The following is a 19,440-nucleotide window of genomic DNA, read 5'->3' on the forward strand; positions in this document are numbered from 1 at the left end:
CGTCAGTCGACGGGGTGGTCGTGGGGTTCGGGCACCGCGTGGGGCTTTTCCTTGCGGGGCCGGAACAGGAAGATCGCCACCGGCCCGACGGTCAGCAGCACCCAGACGAGCGAAACGTGCACGAAGCTGACGAGCACGACCGTCACGATCACGAGCGTGAGGTCGAGCATGTGGACGAGCTGCTTCTTGCCGATCTGGATGGTGATGGCGGCGAGCAGCCCGACCGAGGCCGCGCCGACGCCGGCAAGCGCCGCCGTGATCCACGGATTGTCGTGGTTCGACGCATAGGCGATGCCGAGCACCAGCACGAGCAGCCCGCCCGGCAGCGTCATGCCGATGAAGCCGGCGATGGCGCCGACCGTGCCGCGCAGCCGGTCGCCGACGATGATCGCCATGTTGGTGGCGTTCAGCCCCGGCAGCGCCTGCGAGATCGACAGCGCCACCATGAACTCGTCCTCGTCGAGCCACTTCTTGGTGGTCACGAGGCTGTTGCGCAGGTAGGCGACGACGCCGCCGCCGAAGCTGGTGGCGCCGATCACGAGAAAGGTGAGGAAGATCTCGCCGATGCCGACGCGGCCGGTTCCGGCCGGCGCGGCGTTGCCCGGTCCGGATTTGGCCGCGTCACTCATTGTGCACCACGACGGTGTTGCCGATGCCATAGACCATGGCGGTCTTGGTGGTGCCGAGCGCCACCCACTCCGGCGCGTTCATCTGGATCGCCCGGTAGAAATGCTCGGAACGCTCCTTGGCCTTCTTGTGAAGGTCCGAATAGTGCTCGAACTTCGCCTGGAACGCGAACTCGCCGATCAGCGACACCTCGGAGGCGCGGTTGCGCCAGATCGCGACGGTCGCCTTGGCGGTCAGGCCATGGCCGAAATCGAACACCCCGGCATCGACCTGGATTTCCTCCACCGCCACGTTGTTGACGAGGTGGATCTCCGTCTCCGGGCTGAGGTCGATCAGCCCCATCGGCGGGAACACCGCCGAGATGTGGTCGAGGCCCTGGGTCAGCACGATGTTGGGCGAATTCAGCACGCAATTGTGGGAATAGAGGCTGCGCATCCCGCCGAGCTGATCCTTCAGCGGCAGGATCTCCTCCTTGAACTTGATCTCGGCGATGCCGTTCAGGTGCGGCGTCATGTCGACCTTGGAGGCTCTGCCGAGGTCGGCGTGACGGAATTTCACCGTCAGTTCGTGGTCGTTCCGGGGCCAGCCGTCTTCATAGAACGTGCGTTTGCGCAATATGAAGGCGTTGCGATAGAGATCGAAATTGGGCGTATCGTAGAACAGCACTTCCCGCACAAGGCGATGGAACGCATCCTTGTTCGTGTGAACGCCGACGTCGCTCTTCTTGGCAATCTGGCAAACCAGATCCCAGAAAACTTCAAATTGTGTCGAGGCGAAAAACTTCTCGGCCCTTAACAGAATCTTGTATTCGCGGTAGCGGACTTCATCCATGGCCCTGCCTCGTTTTGAGGTGCGATGCTAATGGGAAATGTGACGCCGCGCCATAGTCCCGGTGGCACCGATCCCACGATGATATTCGTTGCGAACCGGCGCCGGTTTCCATAGAGCCTGCCCGGGATTTACATACCCGGGATGTACATCCGAAATTTCCATGCAGGAGCCCACGCCGGTGCGGGAACGCCGCTCGCATACGCCCCCTACGGAACCCGCCGTCTCCGCCGCACCCGCCGAGGGCGGCATGCGGGCGGATCTGGCGATGGTCGCGCGCGGGCTCGCGCCGAGCCGGGCGCGGGCGCAGGACCTGATCCGTCGTGGCCTCGTCCGGCTCGACGGTGCGGTCGTCGCCAAGCCGGGCGCGACGGTTGCCGCCCACGCGTTGCTGACACTCGCGGCGGAAGCCCCGGAGTGGGTGTCGCGGGGCGCGGAGAAGCTCATCGCCGGCCTCGATACCTTCGGCTTCGATCCGGCCGGCCTTTATGCCGTGGACCTCGGCGCCTCCACCGGCGGGTTTACCGAGGTGCTGCTCCACCGCGGCGCGCGCCGGGTGCTGGCGGCGGACGTCGGTCACGGCCAGCTGCATCCTCGCATCGCCGCCGATCCGCGCGTCGCCGTGCGCGAGGGGCTGAACGTGCGCTATCTCGCCGCCTCCGATCTGGAGGAACCGCCGATGGCGCTCGTCGCGGACGTGAGCTTCATTTCCCTGATGGTCGCGCTGCCCGCCGCGCTCGATCTCGCGGGTGAGGGAGCGTTCGGCGTCTTCCTGGTGAAGCCGCAATTCGAGGTCGGCCGCGACGGCCTGTCGAAGGGCGGGCTCGTGCGCGATCCCGCGCGTGCCGCCGAAGCGCTCGCGACGGTTCGCGCCTGGCTCGACGGCCGTCCGGGATGGCGCGTGGTCGGCGAGGCGCCGTCGCCCATCGCCGGCGGCGACGGCAACCGAGAGTTCCTGCTCGGTGCCCGCAAGGACCGTTGAGCGCTTTCTGGACCGCTGACCGCTACCTGCCGGCCGGCTGCCCTTTCTGGAACGCGTCCAGTTCCCGCTTGCGGCGATCCCGGCTTTTCTGGTCTATGCGCACATCCGGCGCCCGCTTCGATGGCGTGAGCGCCGCCCGGGCAGTTTCTGCCCGCCGCAAACCGCCCCCATCTTGAGCTTGGCCGAATGGTGCCGGCCGCGACCGGGGCGATGCGCACGGCAACGCCGCAGGAAGGTCCGCCCGATGAATGCCCGCCCGTCCGCCCGTGATTGCGGTTGCCCCGAAGGGGTTCGGCAATGAACGCCGCGCGTCCCCAAGGTCAGCGCAACCAGGGCCAGCGTACCACGCGCTCGAACGCCGCGCGCCCGGCTGGCGGCGGTCGTCCCGGTCGCACGGCGCGGCAAGCCCCCGAGGCGGCTCCCGCGGTGTCCGAGACCGTGTTCGTCGATCGCGTCGGCCATCGCGGCGACGGCATCGCCGAGACCGCCTCGGGGCCTCTCTACGTGCCGTTCGCGCTGCCGGGCGAGGAACTCGTCGTCGAGCGCCGTGGCGAGCGCGGACGGATCGTCGAGATCGTCGTTCCCTCCTCGGAGCGCGTCGAGCCGGCCTGCGTCCATTTCGGCCGTTGCGGCGGGTGCGCGTTGCAGCACTGGCAGGGCGATGCCTATCGCGCGTGGAAGCGCGAGCAGCTGGTGGCCGCTCTGGCGGGCCACGGTATCGAGGCACCGGTCGAGGCGGTGGTGGCCAGCCGGCCGGGTGAGCGCCGCCGGGTGTCGCTCACCGCCGAGCGCATCGGCGGCGTCATGGTGGTCGGCTTCCACGAGCGCGCTTCCCACGGCCTGTTCGATCTTCAGGAATGCCCGGTGGCCGATCCCGCGATCGTCGCCGCGCTGCCGGCCCTGCGCCGCCTCGCCGAGCCGCTCGCCGGCCGCCGCGATCCGCTGCGGTTGACCGTGACGGCGACCCGCGCCGGCCTCGACGTCGCTGCGACGGATGCGCGCCCGCTCGACGAGCGCGCCCGCGACCGTCTGGTTTCGCAGGTGCTTTCCCTCGGCTTCGCGCGGTTCTCGCTCGAAGGCGAGGTCCTCGTCGCGCCGCAGCCGCCGACCATCGATGTCGATGGCGTCGCGGTCGTTCCCTCGCCGGGCGGCTTCCTGCAGGCCAGCGCCCGCGCGGAGGCCGCGATGGCGGCGCTGGTGGTGGAGGGCGTCGGCGATGCCCGCCGCGTGCTCGATCTGTTCGCCGGCATCGGCACCTTCGCGCTCCGGCTCGCCCGCACCGCCTCCGTTCACGCGGTGGACGGCGACGCCCCTGCCGTCGCCGCCCTCGGCGATGCCCGCCGCTTCGCGACGGATCGGCGACCGATCACGGCGGAGGTCCGCGACCTGTTCCGGCGCCCGTTCCAGGGCAAGGAGTTCGCCCGCTACGACGCCGTGGTGCTCGATCCGCCCTTCGCAGGGGCCCGCGCGCAGTCCGAGGCGCTTGCGCTAGTGGCCGTGCCGCGCGTCGTCATGGTCTCGTGCAACCCGGCGACGCTCGCCCGCGATCTCGCGGTGCTCGTCTCCGGCGGCTACCGCGCCGAGAAGGTCGTGCCGGTCGACCAGTTCCTGTGGTCGCCGCATATCGAAGCCGTGGCATTTCTTCGGCGTGGCTGACGCGCCGCTCGGCATCGCCGCCATTCCCATGCGAACCGTAAGCGCGCAACGCGCCCGGCAGCATGCGCATGGCGGCGAATGCCACGTTCGCGTGCACTCGGCCGGTCTTTTCTTGAGATTTGGCAAGAATAGAATAATTTCAATCTACGTTCTGCTTGTCGTGGCGTGGATTGGAACCGTTTTAATTTGCGGCTTGCATCTTCATTCTCAATTGACATGAAACTTTCCGTTCGCTTTGTGTGCCCACAGGAGTTGCTTTTCGGTGGGCTGCAGCGATGCGGGGGATAGTTCTCCCTCCGGCGTGATCTTCCGGCCGATCCGGATACGGGTCGGCTGCCGTTCTCCTTGCCGCCCCACCGAAGCCCGCCGCTGCTGCCTAGGGTGCTGTTCGCGGCTCCGGGCCGGCGAGTGCTGATCGAGGGATGGTTATGGTGCGTTTCCGGCAGACCGGGGCGAACGTTCGGAGCGAGGCCGGGCACGGGTCGGGGTCGCCGCATCGGCGCAGGTCCAGCGGCCGTGGCCATGTCGCGTTCGCGGCGGGATGGACGGTCCTCGCAAGCCTGTCGCTCACGGTGCTTGCCGGGCTGTCGCTGTGCGGCTCCGGCGGGCCTGCCGCGGCGGAGGACGGCGAGGTCAACATCTACAGCTATCGTCAGCCGGAGCTGATCCAGCCGCTGCTCGACCGTTTCACCGCCGAGACGGGCATCCGCACCAACGTCGTCACCGCGTCGGCCGGCCTCGAGGAGCGCATCGCCGCCGAGGGCGAGTTCTCGCCCGCCGACATCCTGCTGTCGGTCGATGTCGGCCGGCTGGAGAACGCCAAGGCGCTCGGCATCACCCAGCCCATCGTCTCGCGCGTGGTGAACGAGAACATTCCCGCGATCTACCGCGATCCGGAAGGCGGCTGGGTCGGGCTGACGATGCGTGCCCGCGTGTTCTATGCCTCCCGCGAGCGGGTCAAGGAAACCGCGCTCGATTACGAGGATCTGGTGAAGCCGGAGTGGAAGGGTCGCCTTTGCACCCGCTCCGGCCAGCACGTCTACAATATCGGCCTCATCGCCTCCCTCATCGCCAACGACGGCATGGACGAGGCGGAGAAGATCGTCGCGGGCATCCGCGACAATCTCGCGATGAAGCCGTCCGGCGACGACCGTGCCCAGGCCAAGGCGATCTGGGCCGGCGAATGCGATCTCGCCCTCGGCAACACCTATTATGTCGGGCTGATGGAGACGGACGATCGCGAGCCCGAGCAGAAGGAATGGGCCAAGGCGATCCGCGTGATCTTCCCCAACGAGGGGGGGCGCGGCACCCAGGTCAACATCTCCGGCGTGGTTCTGGCCAAGAACGCGCCGAACAAGGCCAACGCGCTGAAGCTGATTGAATTCCTCACCTCCGACGAGGCGCAGGAACTCTATGCCGATGCCAATTTCGAATACCCGGTTCGGCCGGGCCTGAAGCCGAACGCGGTGGTGCAGGCGCTCGGCACGCTGAAGCCTGATCCGCTGCCGCTTTCCGAACTCGCGAAATACCGCAAGGCCGCGAGCGAACTCGTCGACAAGGTCGATTTCGACGCCGGCCCGTCGCGCTAGAGCGCTTTCCGATCTGACGGGATCATCAGATCGACCAGAAATCGCTCAAGATTCAATGGCTTGAGCATGTCCTCGTCGTTCGGATCGGTTCGATCTGAACGGGACATGCTCCAGAGCGCTTTCCGTCCGGACCACAGACCCGCCCGGACGGCGGGTGGATGCGGGACAGACCGTCATCAACGGGCCTTGGCCAGGGGTGGCCGAGGTTCGCAAGGCAGCGCGAACATCTTGAGGAGGCTGAAAGATGCGCCGTTCGAAACTTCTGCTCGCCACCGCAGCGGCCTGGGTGGCCGTCTGCGTCGGTCCGGCCCTGGCGGCGGATGCCCCGGCGCCCGACGCGGTCGTCGCCCATTATGCCGACGTGGCCGCGGCAATGTATGCCGACAGCCTGACGAGCGCCGAGGCGCTCAAGGCCGCCGTCGCCGCCCTCCTCGCCAAGCCGAACGACGAGACCCTCGCCGAGGCCCGCGCCGCCTGGAAGGCCGCGCGCGTTCCCTACCAGCAGACCGAAGGCCTGCGCTTCGGAAACGCCTATGTCGACGACTGGGAGGGCAAGGTGAACGCCTGGCCGCTCGACGAGGGGCTGATCGACTATGTCGACAAGAAGTCCTACGGCGAGTCCTCGGACGAGAACCCGCTCTACACCGCCGACGTGATCGCCAACACCAAGATCCGCATCGGCGCCGAGGAAGTCGACTTCACCACCATCACCCCGGTGCTGCTGGCCGAGAAGCTGCAGGAAGCCCAGGACGTGGAGGCGAACGTCGCCACCGGCTATCACGCCATCGAGTTCCTGCTGTGGGGGCAGGACCTCAACGGCACTGGCCCCGGTGCCGGCAACCGCCCGGCAACCGATTACTCGCTTGAGAATTGCACCAACGGCAACTGCGACCGCCGCCGCGCCTATCTGACCGCGGCGACCGACCTGCTCGTCGCCGATCTCAAGGACATGGCCGACGCCTGGAAGGCCGATGGCGAGGCGCGCAAGCAGCTTCTCGCCAAGGGGCCGGAGGGCGGGCTCTCCACCATCCTCACCGGCCTCGGCTCGCTGTCCTATGGCGAACTCGCCGGCGAGCGCATCAAGCTCGGCCTTATCCTCCACGATCCGGAGGAGGAGCACGACTGCTTCTCCGACAACACCCACAACTCGCACTTCTATGACGAGGTGGGCATGAAGGCGCTCTATACCGGCGCCTACAAGCGCATCGACGGCACCACCCTGGAAGGCCCGGGCCTTCAGGCCTACGCCGCCGCCAAGGCGCCGGAAGCCGCCAAGCGCCTCGACGCGGCGTTCGACGAGACGCTCGCGCGGATGCAGGTGATGAAGGACCGCGCCGACTCCGGCAAGGAGGCCTACGACCAGATGATCGGCCCCGACAATCCGGATGGCAACAAGATCATCGACAACGTGGTCACCGCGCTCGTCGCCCAGACCCGCGCCATCGAGGGCGTGGTGTCCGGCCTCGGCCTCAAGATCGAGGTGGAAGGCTCGGATTCGCTCGACAATCCGTCGGCCGTCTCCGCCAACTGACCCGCGAACCGGCCCGGTTCTCCGGGCCGCGTCACTCTCAATCGGCGGGCGGCCGGCAGCGGCCGCCCGAACCGGTTCCGGGGCCTCGTCCGAATGCGGACGGCGCCCCGCTCTAGCTTTTGAATCCGGAGCGATTTCTTGTCGATCTGATGATTCCATCAGATCGGAAAGCGCCCTAGGACGACCATGCGAAAGCCAGCCATGCTCACCCGGCGCGGTTTCACCTTCGGCTTCGGTGCGCTTGCGGGCGCAGGCGCCATCGGCCTCGCCGCGCCTCGCGTCATCGGGCGGGCGGCGGCCTATTCGGCGACCGAACTGCCGGCGCGGCCGGCCGGCGCGGGGCCGGAAGGCCGCACCGTCGAGGTCGCGTTCGATGCCGCGCCCTATCGCGGCACCCTGCCGGCATTCGGCGGGGTCGAGGCCGATCTCTGGTCGTTCGATCGCGCCCAGCCCTTTCCGCCGGTGATCCGCCTTCGCATCGGCGACACCCTGGTCGCGCGGGTGCGCAACCGAATTCCCGTCGGGCAGGAGGAACTGACGATCCACTGGCACGGCATCCGCCTGCCGAATGCCGAGGATGGCGTTCCCTACCTGACCCAGCCGCCGATCGCCCCTGGCGCGGACTACACCTATCGCTTCACGCCGCCGGATACCGGCACCTACTGGTTCCACACCCACTGCAACACAGTGGAATCGATCGGCCGCGGGCTCGTCGGAATCCTCATCGTGGAGGGGGACGAGACCCGCCCCTATGACGGCGACCACCTTCTGGTGCTGAAGGACTGGCGCATCGGCCCCGATGGCTTTCTGCCGTTCATGACCGACGAGGGCGCGGCGACCTCCGGCACCTTCGGCACCGTCCGCGCGGTCAACGGCGTGACGAACCCGGAAATCGCCGTCGCGGCCGGTGGCGACGTGCGCCTGCGCATCGTCAATGTCGACCCGACCCGCGTCCCGGACATCGGCGTCGAGGGCGCGGAAGCCGCCGTGATCGCGGTGGACGGCGCCGGCATTCCGCCATTCCCGCTGAAATCGTGGCGGATGGGCCCGGCGATGCGGCTCGACCTCGTCGTCCGCGCGCCGAAACCGGGCGAGGTGGCGCGGATCGTTGACTATTTCGCGCCGCAGCCGGTCGAACTCGCCCGCCTCGTCGGCACGGGACCGATGCTCGAGCGCGGCGCGTTCGATCCGGCCCCGCTGGTAAAGCCCGTGATCCCGGAGCCGAACCTCGCCGACGCCGTGCGGCTGCCGTTCGTGTTCAGCGCCACCGCCGCCGGGCGTGCGGCGGTCGATGCCGTCGGCGACCTGCCGGAAGGCGTGCCGATCGGTCCGCTCTGCCTGACCGAGCGCACCTTCTGGGCCATCAACAAGGCGCCGTGGCCGAACAAGGGCCATGCCGTGCTGCCCCCGCCGCTCGCCGTGCTGGAGCGCGGCCGGTCCTATGTGTTCGAACTGCGCAACGTCACCCCGCGCATCCACCCGATCCACATCCACGGCCACACCTTCCGGGTGGTGAAGTCGAACGACGGGCCGGTCGTTCCCCACTTCGCCGACACCGTGCTGGTGGCGCCGAAGGAGCGGCTGGAAGTCGCCTTCGTCGCCGACAATCCCGGGGACTGGATGTTCCATTGCCACATCATCGAACACCAGGAGACCGGCATGATGGGCTATGTGAAGGTCGCGTGAGACGGAGGAGCAGAGCCGGGATGCAGAGCACGGCGTGCAGAGCCGATGATGCGGACGTCATGAGCGGTCTGGTCGCGACCGCGGCCGTCCGGCCTGCGCCCGGTTCCGCCCGGGCCACGCGTCCGCGCGCGCCTTCCTCCATCGTCCCGGGCCGGCGCGCCTTCCGTGCGCTCGGTGCCGGCCTTGCCGCTTTTCTTGCCGCTTTCCTTGCCGCCGCCGCGCCGGTCGCCGCCGGCGGCCTCGATGTCGTGCTGGGGCAGGCGATCTTCGAACGGATGTGGGTCGCCGGCGGCGCGTCCACCCGCTCGGCGGACGGGCTCGGCCCGCTCTACAACGCCCGCTCGTGTTCCGGCTGCCATGCCGGCGCCGGGCCGTCCCGCGTCGCACTGGAGGCCGACGGCACCTTGAGCGGACCCGGCCTCGTCGTCCGCCTGTCGACCGAGGCAGGCGCGCCCGATCCGGTCTACGGCCGCCAGATCCAGCCCCGCGCCGTCCCCGGCCAGACCGCCGAGGCGCGGGTGACCGTGCGGGAGGTGCCGGGCGCCCCGGGCGATCCCGGCCCGCGCGTCGAGATCGACCTCGACGCCTTCGCCTACGGCCCTCTCGCGTCCGACACGCGCGCGGGCCTCCGCCTCGGCCCCGACCTTGCCGGCCGCGCCGCCCTCGATCGCATCGACGAGGCCGCGATCCTCGCGCGCGCCGATCCGCAGGACCGCGACGGCGACGGCATCTCCGGCCGGCCGCAATGGCTCGCGGGACCGGATGGCACGGTCCGCCTCGGCCGGCTCGGCTGGCGGGCGAGCCATGCCGATCTCGCCGATCAGGTCGCGAGCGCCTTCGCCAACGATCTCGGCCTGTCGACGCCGATGCGTCCGGATCCCGCCGGCGACTGCACCGCGGCGCAGGCCGATTGCCGCGACGCCCGGCACGGCGACCGGGACGGCTTGACCGAGACCGAAGTCACGGCCGAGATGCTCGGCCTGCTCACCGCTTATCTGCAAAGCCTCGACCGGCCGAAGCCGTCGAAGCGCGCGGAGCGGCTCGCCCGTGCCGAGGCCGCCGGCACGCCGCGCGCGGCGGGCGACGTCACGGCCCTGTCGGGCGAAGCCGCGCTGGCCGAAGGCCAGGCGCTGTTCGCGGCGTCCGGTTGCTCCGCCTGCCACGTTCCGGCGATGCCGGCGGCAGGCGGCGGAACGGTCGCGGCCTTCACCGATCTCCTGCTCCACGACATGGGCGCGGACCTCGCCGATCCCGCCGTGGAGGGCGTCGCGATGCCGTCCGAATGGCGCACCGCGCCGCTCGTCGGCCTGTCGTCGGGCGTGCCCGGTTCGCGGCGTTATCTGCACGACGGCCGCGCCGCCTCTGTGGATGAAGCGATCCGCTGGCACGGCGGCGAGGCGGAGCGCGCGCGGAAGGCCTATGAAGCGTTGACGCCGGACGAGCGCTCGGCCTTGATGGCGTATCTCGGAGACCTGTGAGACATGCGCGTCGCGACGTTCGCCCTTTTCCTGGCCGGCACGATGGCCGCGGCCGGCACGCTGTCCGTGCCCGCCCGCGCGGCGGAGGGCAACGTGCCCGCGCCCGCCACCGAGGCGGAAGCGGCACCGCACCAGCGCACCCTCGTCGCCCTCGCCGTCGAGCGCTACATCCGTCCCGCATACGCCAACGTCGCCGATGCCGCGAACGGCCTGCGGACCGCCACGGTGCGCTATTGCGCGCAACCCAGTGCCACCAACATGAAGGGGCTCGAGAACGCCTTCCGCGACACGCTCGTCGCCTGGGGTGGCGTCGATTTCCTGCGCTTCGGCCCCGCCACCACCGACCACCGGCTGGAGCGGATTTCCTTCTGGCCCGATCCGCGCAATTTCGTCGAGCGGCAGTTGCGCACGCTGCTCGCGTCCCCGGATCTCGACAGCTTCGATCTCGATCGCCTCAAGGGACAGAGCGCTGCGGTGCAGGGTCTGCCCGCCTTCGAGCGGCTGATGCTGGCACCGGCCAGGGACGGTTCCGAGAAGGTCGATCCCGATTCCGACGCCTTCAGCCGCCGCTGCCGCCTCGCCGGGCTGATCGCCACCAATATCGGCGACATCGCCGACACCATCCGCGACGCCTGGATCGATCCGGACGGCATCTCCCACCAGATGCTGCAGCCCGGCCCCGACGATCCGCTCTACCGCACCGAGGCCGAGGCCGCCGACGAGATCCTGAAGGCGCTCCTGACCGGCATCGAGCAGGTGCGCGATCTCGCCATCACCCCGGCGCTCGGCGCGACGCCGGAAGACGCGCGCCCGCTGCGCTTTCCCTATGTCCGCAGCGGCAACACCCTCGCGCTGATCGCCGCCAACATCACCGGGCTTCGGCAACTGATCGAGGCGAGCGGCATCGCCGACAACCTGCGCCCCGAGCAGTCGTGGCTCAGGACCTCGCTGCTGTTCGAACTCGGCAACGCGGAGCGGGTGCTGAAATCCATCGACGAGCCGCCGATGGAGATGGCGGCGGACCCGAAGAGCCGCGCCAAGCTCAACTATGTCCGCATCACCCTCGGCAGCATCCGCGACACCATCGCCGGGCCGCTCGCCTCCGCCGTCGGCCTCAATGTCGGGTTCAATGCGCTCGATGGCGATTGATCGCCGCCGCTTCCTCGGCCTCGCCGCGGCGCTGCCGCTTGCTGGGTTCACGCCATTCGCCGGGTTGCCGTCGCTCGGCATGGTCGCCCGCGCGGCGGAGGGAGAGCCGCTTTACGCCACCTGCTGCCGCCTGCCGGACGGCCGCTTCGCGGTGGCGCTGATCGATCTCGAAGGCCGGGTCCATTCCTCGGAAATTCTCGCGGCCCGCGGCCATTCGCTTGCCGTCGACGGCAGCGGGCGGTGGATCGTCGCCTTCGCCCGCCGGCCCGGCACCTTCGCCGTGGCGCTCGACCGCGAGACCGGCCGCGCCGTCCATGCCTTCTCCACCCCGGCGGGCCGTCATTTCGAGGGTCACGGCGTGTTCTCGCCGGACGGCCGGCTACTCTACGCCACCGAGAACGCCTACGACGACGGCATCGCGGTGGTCGGAATCTACGACGCCACGGTCGGATTCGCCCGCGTCGGGGAACTCGACGGCCACGGCATCGGCTCCCACGAACTCCTGCTCGATCCCGACGGCGAGACGCTGATCGTCGCCAACGGCGGCATCTACACCCATCCGGACTATCCCCGCGCCAATCTCGACCTCGCCGCGATGGAACCGTCGCTGGTGCGTATCGACCGCCGCACCGGCGATCTCCGCGACAAGGCCGAACCGCCCGGCGACCTCCGCCAGCTCAGCATGCGCCACATGGCGGTGGACGGCGCCGGCCGCACCTGGATCGGCTGCCAGTGGTGGGGCGACAAGGCCGAGGCGGTGCCGCTGGTCGCGGTCCACGAGGCCGGCAAGCCGCTGCAGTTCGTCGAGATGACGGCACATCAGCGCCTCAGCCTCGGGCAATATATCGGCTCGGTCGCCGCCAACGTCGCGGGCGACCGCATCGTGCTCGCGAGCCCGGTCGGCAGCACGGTCATGGTGTTCGACACCGCGACGCGCGCGATCATCGAGAGCCGTGACCTCACGGATGGCTGCGGCGCGGCGCCGGCCCCCGAATCCGGCTTCGTGCTCACGAGCGGGGAGGGCGCGGTGATCGTCGAGCGCGACGGGGCGGAGACGCGCCATGACAGCGACATCTCCTGGGACAATCATATCCGCCGTCTCTGAGCGCCGGCCGGCCGGGTCGAGCCGCCGTCGAGCGGCGGCCGTCGTGGCCCGTTAGAGCGCTTTCCGATCTGATGGAATCATCAGATCGACCAGAAATCGCTCCAGATTCAAAAGCTTGAGCATATCCTTGTCGTTCAGATCGATCCGATCTGAACGACAAGGATATGCTCAAGCGCACCGGCAGAAGGGGGCCGCCGTGACCACACAGCACCCGATTCGCATCGCCGCCGCCGTCATCGTGCGCGCCGATGGCATGACCCTTCTCGTGCGCAAGCGCGGCTCGGCGGTCTTCATCCAGCCCGGCGGCAAGATCGAGGCGGCGGAAACGCCCGTCGAGGCGCTCTGTCGCGAGCTGCGCGAGGAACTCGGTCTCGCCGTCGCGCCTTCCGAACCCGCCCACGTCGGCCGCCTCTCCGCGCCCGCCGCGAACGAACGCGGCCACATCGTCGAGGCCGAACTGTTCCGCCTGCGCGTCGACGCGCCGGTGCGTCCCGCCGCCGAGATCGAGGAGGTTCGCTGGGTCGATCCGGCCGCTCCCGAGACGCTGCCGCCGTGGGAGGCCGTCGCGCCGCTGACCCGCGACCACATCTTCCCACTGCTCTGGCCGCAGGCGCCGTCAGCCGCCGCCGCGGGCGGGAGCCTCTCCCGATCCGATCGCGCGATTGGATCGCAAAGCGGTTGAGCCTAACGCGAAGCAGGCGTGCCTCGCGCAGAGCAGGGTTGCCCGGCGCGCCGGAGGGATTAGCCTGCGCGTTTTCCGGGGCCGGATTCGTCCTGTCCCGTCGCCCGTTTCATCGCCGGCGCGGCAACCGCCCACCGGCTCCGACGCGGTGTTTCCGCCGAGGCCGTCATGGCCCGGGCGGAATGTCGCGTGTCTGAAGCCGGTGCGGTTCCCCGCCGGACGGATCGTCGATCCGGTCGCGGGGGCGCTCCAGGCCGTCCTCAAGGGAGTATCCCGTGACCGTTCATCCGCTGCCGCCGCCGAACTTCTCCGATATCGAGGCCGCCGCCCGCCGTCTCGAAGGCGCAGCCGTGAAGACGCCGCTGCTGCCGGCCTCGGAATTGAGCCGCCTGACCGGCGCGAACGTGTTCGTGAAGGCGGAATGCCTGCAGCGCACAGGGTCGTTCAAGTTCCGCGGGGCCTTCAACCGGCTGTCGCTGATCGATGCGGACGTGCGCCAGCGCGGCGTCGTGGCCTGTTCCTCGGGCAATCATGCCCAGGGCGTCGCCGCGGCGGCCGCGCTCTACGAGGTTCCGGCCACCATCGTGATGCCGCGCGACGCGCCGGCGAGCAAGATCGCCCGCACCCGTCGGCTCGGGGCGGAGGTGGTGCTCTACGACCGCCGGACCGAGGATCGCGAGGCGATCTCCCACGCCATCGCCGAGAAGACGGGGGCCACCTTCGTTCATCCCTACGACGATCCCGGCGTGATGGCCGGGCAGGGCACCGTCGGGCTGGAGATCGTGGCGCAGTCCGCCACCCTCGGCATCGTGCCCGATTTCGTGCTCGCGCCGGCCTCCGGCGGCGGCCTGATCGGCGGCATCGCCCTTGCGATCCACGAAACCTTCCATCAAACGCAGGTCGTCGTGGTCGAGCCTGAGGGGTTCGACGACCACGGCCGGTCGCTCGCGGCAGGCAAGCGGGTCTCCAATGCCGAGCCGTCGGGCTCCGTCTGCGATGCGCTGATGGCGCAGACGCCGGGTCGCGTCACCTTCGCGGTCAACAGCCGGCATCTCGCCGGCGGCGCGGCCGTCAGCGATGCGGAAGCGCTCGCCGCCGTTGCCCACGGCGTGCGGGAACTAAAGCTGGTGATCGAGCCCGGCGGCGCGGTCGGCCTCGCGGCGCTGCTGTCCGGCAAGCTCGACGTTGCCGGCCGCACGGTCGTCGTGGTCGCCTCGGGCGGCAATATCGACGACGACATGCTGGTCCGCGCCCTCACGGCCTGACCTTCGGTCCTTCCGCCGGTGCGCGCGCTCTATCCCAAGGGAGCGGGTTATCCCCAGAGCGCGGGTTCCGGCGGCGAGACCGTCGAGCCGTCATAGACGAGGCCCGGTTCGCGGTCGCGCGCCAGCAGCAACGGACCGTCGAGATCCACGAACGTCGCGTGCTGGGCAAGCAGCAGCGCTGGGGCCATCGCCAGCGACGTGCCCACCATGCACCCGGCCATGATGTCGAGGCCGAGCCTGCGGGCCTCGGCCGCGGCGAGCAGCGCCTCGGTCAGCCCGCCTGTCTTGTCGAGCTTGATGTTGACCGCGTCATAGCGTCCGGCGAGTGCCGCCACCTGTCCGGCGACGTGCAGGCTTTCGTCGGCGCAGACCGGCACCGGCCGGGCGACGCGGCCGAGCAGCGCATCATCTCCCGCCGGCAGCGGTTGTTCGATCAGCATCACGCCGGCCTCGGCGCAGGCCGCCATGTTCGCGGCGAAGGTGTTCTCGCTCCACGCTTCGTTGGCGTCGGCGATGATCCAGGCAGAGGGCGCGGCGGCGCGCACGGCCCGCACCCGCTCCGGGTCTCCCTCGCCGCCGAGCTTGATCTTGAGGACGGGGCGATGGGCGGCGGCTGCCGCCGCCGTCGCCATCTCGTCCGGACTGCCCAGGCTGAGGGTATAGGCGGTGACGAGCGGGCGGAGCGGGCCGAGCCCCAGAAGGTCGGCAGCCGCGCGCCCGGCGCGCTTCGCTTCGAGGTCGATGAGCGCGCAATCGAGCGCGTTGCGCGCGGCACCGGCGCCCATAGCCGCCGAAAGCGCGAAGCGGTCGATGCCGGCCTCGATCAGCGGCCGCGCCGCATCGATGGCCGCCGCGACCCCCTCCACCGTCTCGCCATAGCGCGCATAGGGCACGCATTCGCCGCGCCCGACCGCGTCGCCCGCGCGAATCTCTGCCACCACCACCACCGCCTCGGTCTTCGCGCCGCGCGAGATGGTGAAGCGTCCGGCGATGGGGAAGCGTTCGATGTGGACCGAAAGGCGGCGGCTCCTGCCGGCTGCGGCCTGTGTCGGCGGCTGTGGATCGTGCGTCATGATGCTCCCGCAGGCGCCGCGCGCCGCCTGTTCGATCGTGTTGGTCGCCCGGCTGGCGGCGGGCGGACCGGACTTTGCCCGTCCCGCCGGCCTCCGGCGGCGCCGGCTGTCGCAGGTGTGAATTCCCGCAAGTGTGTTGCCATCCGCCTCGACGGAATCACCTCAGGCCTTTAATAGGCAAGGGAGTATTTCCGCGACAAGACCGTGGAGGCCTGCCGCGATGAGCGTCGCCGTCGCACGACAACCGCAGCTGGACGTCCAGGCGAACGACGACGCGGCGGTGATCGCAGTGTCCGGCGACTGGGTGATCGCGGCCGGCCGGATGGCGGAAGACGCGATCGACGCGGTGAGCCTTCCCGGCTGCACCCGCGTGCGGATGGACTTCGCCGATCTCGCGGAACTCGATACCTCCGGCGCCTGGCTGCTGCACCGTCTGCGCGCACATCTGGAATATGCCGGCGTGCGCGTCGAGCTCGTGAATCTCGAACCGCTGCGCGCGAAGCTGCTCGCCGAAGTCGGCTTCCGCACGCCCGTTCCCTGGGTGCCGCCGCGTCGCGGGCGGTTCTCGCTGCTCTCGATTCCCGAGGGCGTCGGCCGCACCACGATGTCGGTGCTCGCCGATGCCGCGGCGGTGACCAATGTGCTCGGCGCCTTCGTCATCGCCATCGGCGGCATCTTCGTCGGCCGCACGCGGCTCAGGATGCCCTCGATCATTTCCAACCTCGACCGCGTCGGCTTCGGTGCCGTGCCGATCATGGTGCTGATGTCGTTCCTGATCGGCGCGATCATCTGCCAGCAGGGTGCCTTCTACCTGCGCCGCTTCGGCGCGGACCTCTACGTCGTCGATCTCGTCGGCGTGCTGGTGCTGCGCGAGATGGGCGTGCTCCTCACCGCCATCATGTTCGCGGGCCGCTCCGGCAGCGCCTTCACGGCCGAAATCGGCTCGATGAAGATGCGCGAGGAGATCGACGCGATGAAGGTGATCGGCGTCAGCCCCATCGAGGTGCTGATCCTGCCGCGCCTGATCGCGCTGATGATCGCGCTGCCGATCCTCACCTTCATCTCCGACATGGCGGCGCTCGTCGGCGCCGGACTGACCATGTGGAGCTATCTCGGCGTGCCGCCGGATACCTTCATCACCCAGCTCCAGGTTGCGGTCGACATTCCGACGCTGATGGTCGGGCTCTACAAGGCGCCGATGATGGCGCTGATCATCGGCCTCATCTCGTGCGTCGAAGGTATGAAGGTCGGCGGCAGCGCGGAATCGCTCGGCCGCCAGACCACGACGTCTGTGGTGAAGTCCATCTTCATGGTCATCTTCGTCGACGGCGTGTTCGCGGTGTTCTTCGCAACGGTGGGGATTTGAGCGCCATGGCGTCGGATCTCGCGCACGACGAACACGACGTTCCTGAGGGCGAAGCTGAAGCCGAAGCCGGCGACCGCGAGGTCGTGCTGCGCGCGCGGGGCATCACCGTGGCGTTCGGCAAGCAGACGGTGCTGAAGGACCTCGACCTCGACCTCTACCGTGGCGAGGTGCTGGGCTTCGTCGGCGGGTCCGGCACCGGCAAGTCGGTGCTGATGCGCACCATCCTGCGGCTGACGCCGAAGGTCTCGGGCACCATCGAGGTGTTCGGCAAGGATATCGACGCGCTCGGCGATTCGGAGCGTCGTCAGATCGAACGTCGCTGGGGCGTGCTGTTCCAGATGGGCGCGCTGTTCTCGTCGCTGACGGTGAAGCAGAACATCCAGATGCCGATGCGCGAGCATCTCAAGCTGTCGCCCCGGTTGATGGACGAACTCGCCAAGCTCAAGATCGATCTCGTCGGCCTGCCTGCCAACGCCGCCGACAAGTTCCCGTCGGAGCTGTCGGGTGGCATGGTGAAGCGCGCCGCGCTGGCGCGCGCCCTCGCGCTCGATCCGGAAATCCTGTTCCTCGACGAACCGACCTCGGGCCTCGATCCGATCGGCGCGGCCGATTTCGACGACCTGATCGCAAGCCTGCGCGAGACGCTGGGGCTGACGGTCTATATGGTGACCCACGATCTGGACAGTCTCTATTCGATCTGCGACCGAATCGCTGTACTCGGTGAAAAGCGGGTCCTTGTTGCCGGCACCCTCGACGATATGCTGGCTTTCGATCACCCTTGGGTGAAATCCTATTTCCGCGGCGTGCGCGGATCCCGCCTGTTCAGGGGCATCGGCAAAGGACCGGGGAGAAAAGGATGAGCTTTATCCGACTCCCGACCGGGGTTCATCCGGCCGGACGGCGGTCGTCCGCCGCATATGCCGGCGGCCCGTGCCGTGCGGAACATTGCGCCGCAAGGCGCTGGTGACTGGCTCGCGGTTCGAGAGGCTCTCATGGAGACGCGTGCCCATTACGTGACGGTCGGCGTGTTCGTGCTGGTGGTGCTCGCCGCCGCACTCGGGTTCGTCTACTGGCTGTACAAGGCGCAGGATACGAGCGGCTATGTGCCGGTGGACGTGGTGTTTTCCGGCTCCGTGACCGGTCTGACCCCCGGTGCCTCGGTGTTCTATAACGGCCTGCGCATCGGCTCGGTCGCGTCGCTGTCGTTCTCGACGGCCGGAAAGCCGGTGGTCGTCGCCCGGGCGATGGTCGATCCCAACGCGCCGCTGCGCAAGGACGTTCGCGCCGAACTCGGCTACCAGGGCATCACCGGCGTCGCGAACCTGTCGTTCTCCGGCGGCGGCGCGGATTCGCCCTCGCTGTTCGCCGAACCGGGCATTCCCCGCATCCAGGCCGGCGGCTCGGCGATCGAGGAGCTCCTAAACGGCGCCCGGGATACGCTGAAGAAGACGGACCTCGCGGTCGATGCCATCAACAACCTGATCCGCGAAAACAGCCCGACGGTGACCAGCACCATCGCGAACATCGAGAAGTTTTCCGGCGCGCTCGCCGACAATTCCGACGAGATCAGCAATTTCCTCGCCCAGGCCGGCCGCGTCGCCGACGTGCTGCAGGGCGTGGCCGACGATCTCGGCGGCATCCTCCAGCAGGGCCGCAAGCTCGTCGCCGAGGTGACGCCGGAGGACGTTCGCGTGGTGGTCGCCAACGTCCGCAAGTTCTCCGACTCACTCAGCATGACCGGCGATCAGGTCAACCAGGTGGTGGCCCAGGTGAAGCAGGCCGCGACCGACCTGCAGGCGTTCACGACCGGCCTCAACGGTACCCTTGAGAACGTCAACAAGATCGTCGCGGCGGTTCCGACCGCGGAGGTGCGCCGCATCGTGGAGAACGCCGACAAGGTGGTCGCCGGCGTCGCCGCGCGCGCGCCCGAGATCGACGGCACGATCGCCGATGTGCGCGCGACGGCGGCCAATGCGCGCTCGATCAGCGATCAATTGGCGGCCAAACGCGAGCAGATAGACAACATCACCGCCGATACGCAGCAGATGATGGCGCGCCTGAACGCGGCCTCGGCCAAGCTCGCGCCGCTGATCGACAACGTCAACGGCATGGTCAACAGCGACGGCAGCAAGGGCCTCGTCGCCGAGGCCACGGCCGCCGCTCATGCGATCCGCGTCGCGGCCGACACGGTCAACGACTCGCTGCCGGGCATCATGAGCAGTCTCGGCCGGTTCTCCAGCCGCGGGCTGCCGGATTTGACCGAGACGATCGCCCAGCTCAGACAGACGCTTGCGACGGTTCAAAGCGCGGTCCAGTCTCTGGAGCGGGATCCGAACCGCCTGATCTTCGGCGGGTCGAACCAGCCCGTGTTCCAGCCGCAGCGGCGTTGAGGGGCAGGAGCGCGATGCAGGGCGGGGAAGGGC

The 19,440-nt window shown here is 69.1% G+C and carries 16 protein-coding genes; 13 read left to right on the forward strand and 3 right to left on the reverse strand.

What is annotated here, in order from left to right:
• Positions 1-2: 2 nt before the first annotated feature.
• Both BUF17_RS18640 and BUF17_RS18645 read right to left on the reverse strand, forming a co-directional pair.
• On the reverse strand, positions 3-629 hold the full coding sequence (locus tag BUF17_RS18640) for a chromate transporter (protein WP_073631546.1): 627 nt from the start codon (positions 627-629) through the stop codon (positions 3-5).
• Positions 622-1,458 carry a hypothetical protein gene (locus tag BUF17_RS18645; RefSeq protein WP_073631548.1) on the reverse strand — a complete coding sequence of 279 codons (837 nt, stop codon included), beginning with the start codon at positions 1,456-1,458 and terminating at the stop codon, positions 622-624. The genes BUF17_RS18640 and BUF17_RS18645 overlap by 8 nt, the downstream gene beginning before the upstream one ends.
• A 247-nt stretch (positions 1,459-1,705) precedes the next feature.
• Here BUF17_RS18645 and BUF17_RS18650 point away from each other — a divergent pair, with 247 nt between their 5' ends.
• The 10 genes from BUF17_RS18650 (at position 1,706) to BUF17_RS18695 (ending at position 14,578) form a co-directional block, all read left to right on the forward strand.
• Entirely contained in the window at positions 1,706-2,437 is a 732-nt protein-coding gene (locus BUF17_RS18650) for a TlyA family RNA methyltransferase (RefSeq protein WP_073631550.1), read from the forward strand.
• 297 nt (positions 2,438-2,734) lie between these two features.
• Positions 2,735-4,093 carry a class I SAM-dependent RNA methyltransferase gene (locus BUF17_RS18655; RefSeq protein WP_084564908.1) on the forward strand — a complete coding sequence of 453 codons (1,359 nt, stop codon included), beginning with the start codon at positions 2,735-2,737 and terminating at the stop codon, positions 4,091-4,093.
• A gap of 428 nt (positions 4,094-4,521) precedes the next feature.
• A complete protein-coding gene (locus tag BUF17_RS18660; protein WP_084564910.1) occupies positions 4,522-5,682 on the forward strand; it encodes a Fe(3+) ABC transporter substrate-binding protein in 1,161 nt (386 codons plus the stop codon).
• A gap of 244 nt (positions 5,683-5,926) precedes the next feature.
• Positions 5,927-7,213, forward strand: coding sequence for an imelysin family protein (locus BUF17_RS18665; protein WP_073631554.1), 1,287 nt, complete (start codon positions 5,927-5,929; stop codon positions 7,211-7,213).
• 201 nt (positions 7,214-7,414) lie between these two features.
• Positions 7,415-8,899, forward strand: a complete 1,485-nt coding sequence (locus tag BUF17_RS18670) for a multicopper oxidase family protein (RefSeq protein ID WP_073631571.1) — start codon at positions 7,415-7,417, stop codon at positions 8,897-8,899.
• A gap of 59 nt (positions 8,900-8,958) precedes the next feature.
• Entirely contained in the window at positions 8,959-10,377 is a 1,419-nt protein-coding gene (locus BUF17_RS18675; protein WP_139282600.1) for a di-heme oxidoredictase family protein, read from the forward strand.
• Positions 10,378-10,380: 3 nt separating this feature from the next.
• Positions 10,381-11,526 carry an imelysin family protein gene (locus BUF17_RS18680; protein WP_073631573.1) on the forward strand — a complete coding sequence of 382 codons (1,146 nt, stop codon included), beginning with the start codon at positions 10,381-10,383 and terminating at the stop codon, positions 11,524-11,526.
• Positions 11,516-12,631 (forward strand): DUF1513 domain-containing protein, encoded by a 1,116-nt coding sequence (locus tag BUF17_RS18685; protein WP_175563746.1) that lies wholly within the window; start codon positions 11,516-11,518, stop codon positions 12,629-12,631. The genes BUF17_RS18680 and BUF17_RS18685 overlap by 11 nt, the downstream gene beginning before the upstream one ends.
• Before the next feature lie 196 nt (positions 12,632-12,827).
• The gene (locus tag BUF17_RS18690) at positions 12,828-13,313 is read left to right on the forward strand and encodes an NUDIX hydrolase (RefSeq protein ID WP_073631577.1); all 486 of its coding nucleotides are present in this window, start codon (positions 12,828-12,830) and stop codon (positions 13,311-13,313) included.
• Positions 13,314-13,588: 275 nt separating this feature from the next.
• Positions 13,589-14,578 (forward strand): threonine ammonia-lyase, encoded by a 990-nt coding sequence (locus tag BUF17_RS18695; protein ID WP_084564914.1) that lies wholly within the window; start codon positions 13,589-13,591, stop codon positions 14,576-14,578.
• 47 nt (positions 14,579-14,625) lie between these two features.
• On the opposite strand, the gene dgcA is transcribed toward BUF17_RS18695, so the two are convergent.
• Entirely contained in the window at positions 14,626-15,651 is a 1,026-nt protein-coding gene (gene dgcA / locus BUF17_RS18700; RefSeq protein WP_073631579.1) for an N-acetyl-D-Glu racemase DgcA, read from the reverse strand.
• 220 nt (positions 15,652-15,871) lie between these two features.
• Here dgcA and BUF17_RS18705 point away from each other — a divergent pair, with 220 nt between their 5' ends.
• From BUF17_RS18705 to BUF17_RS18715, 3 genes are all read left to right on the forward strand, one after another.
• A complete protein-coding gene (locus tag BUF17_RS18705; RefSeq protein WP_073631582.1) occupies positions 15,872-17,017 on the forward strand; it encodes an ABC transporter permease in 1,146 nt (381 codons plus the stop codon).
• A gap of 5 nt (positions 17,018-17,022) precedes the next feature.
• Positions 17,023-17,877 (forward strand): ABC transporter ATP-binding protein, encoded by an 855-nt coding sequence (locus BUF17_RS18710; RefSeq protein ID WP_073631584.1) that lies wholly within the window; start codon positions 17,023-17,025, stop codon positions 17,875-17,877.
• A 132-nt stretch (positions 17,878-18,009) separates the two neighbouring features.
• Positions 18,010-19,407: an MlaD family protein gene (locus BUF17_RS18715; RefSeq protein ID WP_073631586.1), complete on the forward strand. Its 1,398-nt coding sequence runs from the start codon at positions 18,010-18,012 to the stop codon at positions 19,405-19,407.
• Positions 19,408-19,440 lie beyond the last annotated feature (33 nt).

Source organism: Pseudoxanthobacter soli DSM 19599, assembly GCF_900148505.1.
GTDB classification, from domain to species: domain Bacteria; phylum Pseudomonadota; class Alphaproteobacteria; order Rhizobiales; family Segnochrobactraceae; genus Pseudoxanthobacter; species Pseudoxanthobacter soli.